Annotated in this window: 7 protein-coding genes; 3 read left to right on the forward strand and 4 right to left on the reverse strand. The window is 71.6% G+C overall.

Annotated elements, in window-relative coordinates; translation table 11 throughout:
• Window positions 1–43: 43 nt before the first annotated feature.
• The 3 genes from ABD151_RS09205 to miaA all read right to left on the reverse strand — a co-directional run bounded on the left by ABD151_RS09205 (window position 44) and on the right by miaA (window position 2575).
• Window positions 44–586: a dihydrofolate reductase family protein gene (locus ABD151_RS09205; RefSeq protein ID WP_343993550.1), complete on the reverse strand. Its 543-nt coding sequence runs from the start codon at window positions 584–586 to the stop codon at window positions 44–46.
• The gene (locus ABD151_RS09210) at window positions 583–1500 is read right to left on the reverse strand and encodes a helix-turn-helix domain-containing protein (RefSeq protein ID WP_343993552.1); all 918 of its coding nucleotides are present in this window, start codon (window positions 1498–1500) and stop codon (window positions 583–585) included. The genes ABD151_RS09205 and ABD151_RS09210 overlap by 4 nt, the downstream gene beginning before the upstream one ends.
• 151 nt (window positions 1501–1651) lie before the next feature.
• Complete coding sequence (miaA, locus tag ABD151_RS09215; RefSeq protein WP_343993554.1) at window positions 1652–2575, reverse strand: tRNA (adenosine(37)-N6)-dimethylallyltransferase MiaA; 924 nt, start codon at window positions 2573–2575, stop codon at window positions 1652–1654.
• 77 nt (window positions 2576–2652) lie between these two features.
• Here miaA and ABD151_RS09220 point away from each other — a divergent pair, with 77 nt between their 5' ends.
• The 3 genes from ABD151_RS09220 to ABD151_RS09230 all read left to right on the forward strand — a co-directional run bounded on the left by ABD151_RS09220 (window position 2653) and on the right by ABD151_RS09230 (window position 3500).
• Window positions 2653–2877, forward strand: coding sequence for an antitoxin (locus ABD151_RS09220; RefSeq protein WP_343993556.1), 225 nt, complete (start codon window positions 2653–2655; stop codon window positions 2875–2877).
• 151 nt (window positions 2878–3028) lie between these two features.
• A complete protein-coding gene (locus ABD151_RS09225) occupies window positions 3029–3208 on the forward strand; it encodes a hypothetical protein (RefSeq protein ID WP_343993558.1) in 180 nt (59 codons plus the stop codon).
• Window positions 3201–3500 (forward strand): hypothetical protein, encoded by a 300-nt coding sequence (locus ABD151_RS09230; protein ID WP_343993560.1) that lies wholly within the window; start codon window positions 3201–3203, stop codon window positions 3498–3500. The genes ABD151_RS09225 and ABD151_RS09230 overlap by 8 nt, the downstream gene beginning before the upstream one ends.
• Here ABD151_RS09230 and ABD151_RS09235 read toward each other — a convergent pair.
• Entirely contained in the window at window positions 3497–3688 is a 192-nt protein-coding gene (locus tag ABD151_RS09235) for a hypothetical protein (RefSeq protein WP_343993562.1), read from the reverse strand. The genes ABD151_RS09230 and ABD151_RS09235 overlap by 4 nt on opposite strands.
• Window positions 3689–3745: the final 57 nt, after the last annotated feature.

The raw sequence follows: 3745 nt of genomic DNA on the forward strand, positions 1-3745 counted from the left end.
CGGCGGTGAGCTCGACGCGCTCACCTCCGGGAGCCAGGCGCGATTACTTCGGGCGCACCACCTCGTAGCGCGTCGTCACGAACTCCCCGGCCACCCGGGAGTCGACGATCCGCAGCTCCACGTGGCGCGGCAGCAACGGCTGGCCCGAGCCGATCGTCAACGGGGCGACGGAGATCAGCACCTCGTCGAGCAGGCCGGCGTCATGGAACTGGCCGGCCAGGTCGCCGCCGCCGACCACCCAGATGTCCTTCTCCCCTGCTGCGGCCGTCATCTCGGCATGCACCTCGGGGACCGGCGCCCGGGTCAGCCGCAGGTCGGCGCCGTCGCGCAGCGGCAGGTCGCGGTGGGTGAAGACCCAGCACGGCTGGCTGTAGAACCACGGCTCGTCGCCGTGGTGCCGCAGCAGCCACTCGTAGGTGGCCGCGCCCATCGCGATCGCACCGATGTCCGCGATGAACGCGTCGTACGACAGGTCTCCGCCCTTGTCCGGCCCGAGATCGCGGGTCACCAGCCAGTCCAACGAGTGGTCGTCGGTGGCGATGAAGCCGTCCAAGGTGCTGGCCACGAAGTAGCGGGTGCGGGTCATCGTTCCTCCTGGTCCCGGCTGCCCTCACGCAGCCACATGATCGGGTCGCCGTCGTCCGGCTCGACCCCGTGCAGGCGCAGCAGGTGCCGCGCCAGCAGCCGTCGTCCGGCCGCATAGGTGAGCACATGCGCCACCACGCTGCTCAGCACGAAGCTCTGCGGTGGCTCACAGAGCGCGTCCACGAACTGGTCGCCCCAGGCGTCCCGCTCGTCGATCCCCTGCAGCTCCGCCACCCAGGCCGCCGCCGCGCGGTCATGCCGCTCCAGCAGATCGGGGACGTCGTTCGGTGGGGCCTGCGGCAGCCGCTCCCCGGCGAGCGCCGCGAGCCAGACCTCCTTGCCGTGCACGAGATTGCCGAGCACGGCGGCCAGCGACTCCTCCGGACCGTTGAAGGCCAGCACCTGCAATCCCGGCAGCGCGACGGCGTCACGCTGCGCGGGGTCGAGTGCCGCCGCCGCGAGGATCAGTGAGCGGGTGTCGGCGAGGTCGTGGTGGATCAGATGTGCGGTCAGCTGCATGCCTGCTCGCTCCTGGCGTTGCCGGCTCACCCACAGGTTCGTGGGCGGATGGAAGTGGATGCCGTTGGGCGCGTCCAACCAGGTCCGCGTCCCCGCCACGGTGGCCGACGGCGGGTAGCCCCAGGCGCGGGCGTACGCCCGGGAGAACCCCTCCGCGGACTCGTAGCCCGCCTCGGTGGCGACGTCGGCGACCGGGGTCCCCTGGCCGAGTCGCCAGGCGGCGCGCTCGAGCAGGACCCGGCGGCGCAACGCGGCCGGCCCCTCCCCCGCCGCATCGCTGACCTGCCGGCTGAAGTGGAAGGGCGAGGCGAAGACGTCACGTGCCATCGCCTCGACGCTCGTGTTCTCCGCGCCGAGCGCGGCGTCCAGCAGCTCACGCAGGCGGTCTCGTCGCATGCCGTGAAGTCTGCCCGCTGACCTCCCCCAGGAACATGACCGTTCGTGCTCTCCCGCCCCGACGTCCCGGATAGTCCCTGACGTTTTCGTGGTTTTCGGGGCCGGAGAACCACGAAAACGTCAGGGACTATCTCCAAAGTTGACGTCGGCGTCAGGTGATCCGGGCGACGGCGGCCTCGACGAGGTCGGGGGCGTCCCAGTCGAACCAGGTGATCCGCGGGTCCTTGCCGAACCACTGGTCCTGACGGCGGGCGAAGCGGCGGGTCGCGATCACGGTCCGCTCCCGCGCCTGGGGTTCGGTGAGCTCGCCACGCAGATGGGCGATCACCTCGGGGTAGCCGATGGCGCGTGACGCCGTCGGGGTGTCGGCCAGGCCGCGCGCCAGCAGGCCCTGCACCTCGGCAACGAACCCGGCCTCGAACATCAGGTCCACCCGCTGCTCGATCCGCGCGTCCAGGCTCGGCCGGTCGATCCGCACCCCGATCTGGACCGCCCCCGCGACCTCGTACTCGAGCTGCGGGAGGGTCGCCGAGAACGGCCGCCCGGTGAGCTCCACGACCTCCAGGGCCCGCACGATCCGGCGCCCGTTGCTGGGCAGGATCTGCTGTGCAGCAAGAGGATCGACCTCGGCCAGCTCACGGTGGAGGGCAGCGGCGCCGACCTCGAGGAGCCGCGCCTCGAAGCGCATCCGCACCGCGGGATCGGTGCCCGGGAACGCGAACCGGTCGAGCACCGCGCGGGTGTAGAGCGCCGAGCCGCCGACCAGGATCGGCACCCGGCCGCGGCCCTGGACCTCCGCGATGGTCGCCCGTGCCAGGGCCTGGAACTCCGCGACCGAGGCCTGCTCGTCGATCTCCATCAGGTCCAGCAGGTGGTGCTCGATGCCGCGCCGCTCGGCCACCGGCAGCTTGGCGGTGCCCACGTCCATCCCCCGGTAGACCTGCATAGCGTCGGTGTTGACGATCTCGCCGTCCAGCCGCTCGGCCAGGTCGAGCGAGAGTCCCGTCTTGCCCGCGGCGGTGGCACCGACCACGGCCACCACCGGGGTCGCAGGGGATGTCGGCGAGGCGGTCATGGGGGCTAGTGTTCCAAACGGAACATCTCGGTGCCGCGACGCGTGCGGCGCACCTCGATCGTGAAGTGGGGACACACATGGGCTTTCTGGACAACCTCAAGGGCAAGTCGTCCGAGATCAAGGAGAAGGCGACCGACGCCGTCGACAAGCACGGCGACAAGATCGCCGGCGGCATCGACAAGGCAGCCGACTTCGTGAACACCAAGACCAACGGCAAGCTGGGCGACAAGGCGGACAAGGTCGCCGAGAAGGCCAAGGACGCCCTCGACAAGCTCGATGGGAAGAACGACGACATCAAGTGAGCCTCGGCCACTGAGACGGGCGGTCACCGACACGGTGGCCGCCCGTCGCGCATCTCGGCACTGCTTGAAATGCGAGCGCGGACCTGCCTTGAATGCAGGGGTGAGGGCCGGCCCGCCGGCCACCGATCACCGAACTCGGGACGTGGTACCCATGACCGTTCTCGCCCACTCACCCCACGCCACCACGGCGCCGCCCGCACCGCCGGACCCGGACACCCAGCCGAACCCGCAGCCCACGCCGACGCCGGAGCCGTCCGGTCCGATCGACCCCAACGATCCCGGTCTGCCGCCGTTGCTGCGCCGGACCCGACGAGGAGCAGCCCATGTCTGAGCAGCCCACTCCGCCCGAGGGCGCCGTCGACGCGCCGCCCACCCCCGAGCCGGTCGAGCCCCAGCTGGCACCCGGCGGCGTCGACGCCCTTCCGGACTCCACCCCCGGAGCGACGGGCGATGGGGAGGGCGACGAGCCAGCGCTGCCCCGCGACCTGGAGCCCGGCAAGAACCCGGCCATCCAAGGCGTCGAGGCCCCCGAAGCGGTCACCGAGCCTGACGACGAGAAGGACCAGGAGCCGAGCTCGGGCACCTCCGGCGAGGGCGACACCCCCTCGGAGCCGCCCGCCTAGCCGAGCCGGTCGACCAGCTCCCGCGCCAACGCGAAGGCTGAGGTCGCGGCCGGCGAGGGTGCGTTGCGGACGAACCCCGCGGCCCCGCGCGAGGAGATCACGAAGTCGTCGACCAGGGTGCCGTCGCGATCCACGGCCTGGGCCCGGACGCCGGCCTGGGTGCTGTCGTCGAGGTCCTCGCCGCCCACGCTGCGTCACTCACCCTGGTCGGAGCCCACGCAGTCCTGCTGCGCACGATGGCACTC

Source organism: Nocardioides dubius (assembly GCF_039528155.1).
Classification (GTDB): domain Bacteria; phylum Actinomycetota; class Actinomycetes; order Propionibacteriales; family Nocardioidaceae; genus Nocardioides; species Nocardioides dubius.

Bases quoted from the DNA above. Each gene is read 5' to 3' on its own strand.
- ABD151_RS09210 (WP_343993552.1), bottom strand. From the start codon at position 1,500: ATGCGACGAGACCGCCTGCGTGAGCTGCTGGACGCCGCGCTCGGCGCG.
- ABD151_RS09225 (WP_343993558.1), top strand. From the start codon at position 3,029: ATGACCGTTCTCGCCCACTCACCCCACGCCACCACGGCGCCGCCCGCA.
- ABD151_RS09230 (WP_343993560.1), top strand. From the start codon at position 3,201: ATGTCTGAGCAGCCCACTCCGCCCGAGGGCGCCGTCGACGCGCCGCCC.
- ABD151_RS09220 (WP_343993556.1), top strand. From the start codon at position 2,653: ATGGGCTTTCTGGACAACCTCAAGGGCAAGTCGTCCGAGATCAAGGAG.
- ABD151_RS09205 (WP_343993550.1), bottom strand. From the start codon at position 586: ATGACCCGCACCCGCTACTTCGTGGCCAGCACCTTGGACGGCTTCATC.
- miaA (WP_343993554.1), bottom strand. From the start codon at position 2,575: ATGACCGCCTCGCCGACATCCCCTGCGACCCCGGTGGTGGCCGTGGTC.